General features: G+C 40.3%; 2 protein-coding genes. Both read right to left on the bottom strand.

Annotation, left to right across the window (positions count from 1 at the left end; all coding sequences use genetic code 11):
* On the bottom strand, positions 1–835 hold an 835-nt coding region (locus AC11ZT_RS00710), incomplete at its 3' end, for a 3-hydroxybutyryl-CoA dehydrogenase (RefSeq protein WP_484057767.1).
* Between the two features lie 60 nt (positions 836–895).
* The coding region (locus AC11ZT_RS00705) for a class I adenylate-forming enzyme family protein (protein ID WP_484057766.1) at positions 896–1,879 on the bottom strand (984 nt) is incomplete at its 5' end.

Here is a 1,879-nt window from a genome sequence, read left to right as displayed (position 1 = left end):
CCTTACCTGTTTTTCTGCCGTAGTGTCCCGCACGTACTAGTTTCTTTAGTAATGGACAAGGACGGTATTTCGAATCACCTGTCTCTGTGTATAATGTTTCGACAACGAGTAGTAATGTATCCAACCCAATAAGATCCGCTAATGCTAATGGTCCAATTGGATGATTCGCACCTAGCTTCATACCTTCATCAATATCTTCTGCACTCGCTGTTCCCTCTGCTAAAACGAAGATTGCCTCATTTATCATCGGAACCAAAATTCGGTTCACAGCAAAAAGGGGAGCATCATTGACCGTAATCCCAACCTTCCCAAAGGATTCTACTAAACTCTTTGCTAATTGGTATGTTTCCTCAGATGTTTCTTGCCCTTTAATGACTTCTGTTAACTTCATGACTGGAACAGGATTAAAAAAATGCATTCCAATAAAGCGATCAGGCCGTTTCGTTGATGCTGCAAGCTCTGTAATGCTTAAGCCAGAGGTATTTGTAGCGAAAATGGCTGTTTCTTTACAAATTGTATCAAGCTCTTGAAATAGGGCTTTTTTTGGTTCCGTCTTTTCAATAATAACTTCAATAATGAGATCAGCGTCTGCCAAGTCTTGCAGTTCCACGGTACTTCGGATTCTCCCTAAGATTTCCTGGGCCTTCCCTTGATCCAGTTTGTTTTTCTCAATCGCTCGGTTCAGATTTTTTTGAATGGTACGTAGTCCCTTTTGTACAGACTCCTCCGTCATATCTCGCATAATCACTTGATATCCAGCTTCTGCGGCAACTTGGGCAATACCATTCCCCATTGTTCCTGCCCCTACTACACCAATTGTTTTAACTAAAGTCATCCCTAATTCTCCTCTTTTCTTAGTTTTGTAAGCCCTTCCATTTTGTTTAGAAAAAAGTACCTATACTCTTTTCTTTTCTCGTAACGTTTGTTTTAACACTTTTCCACTCGCATTACGAGGGAGAGTGTCAAGAAAAACTATTTCTGTAGGTAATTTATATTTTGCTAGTTTTTGTTTACAATACGCAATCACATCTTCCTCCGTGAATGGCTGCCCTTTTTTAAGTACAATAAATGCTTTCGGCACTTCACCGTATACTTCATGAGGAATACCGACTACTGCGGCTTCTAATATTTCTGGAATCTCATACAAGACTTCTTCTACCTCCACTGGATAGACATTTTCACCGCCGCGAATGATCATATCTTTCTTTCGATCTACAATATATAGCAAACCGTCTTCATCAAAGAATCCTAAATCACCGCTATATAACCAACCGTTTTTAATAGTATGTCGAGTTGCTTCCTCGTTTCGTAGATACCCCTTCATAACTTGTGGACCTTTCACAACGATTTCTCCTACTTGTCTAGTAGGCAGCTTATCTCCAAACTCGTCTACAACTTGAACTTGTGTTTGAGGCAAGGGTTCACCGACAGAACCAATTTTATCTAACGCGTACTTATCTTTTAATGTAGTGGCACCTGGTGAATTTTCTGTTTGCCCATATAAATTTTGCACTTTCACGTTAGGATAAAGCGCTTTAATTTTTTTCACTAACTCATATGGCATGGGTGCGGCACCGTATGCAAACAACCGCAGGTGGGATAAATCCATCTCTCCCATTTTTGACGTGTTTAGTAGAATGCTATATATAGCTGGAACTCCAAAGAAAATGGTTACATTTTCTTTTTCCATCGTGTGTAACGTTTGTTCTGGAGAAAATGCTTCTTCGATAACCACAGAACCTCCTCTAAGTATAGTAGGAGTCGTAAAGCAATGAATCGCTGCACAGTGGAAAAGAGGGGTTACGATATGTGTACGGTCGTCTGATGTCATCTCCATCGCCTCAGACCAAATTTGTGCTACAGATCGTACATTACCAGC

This window comes from Ectobacillus sp. (assembly GCF_056992975.1).
This window is presented reverse-complemented; position numbering and strand designations above follow the sequence as displayed.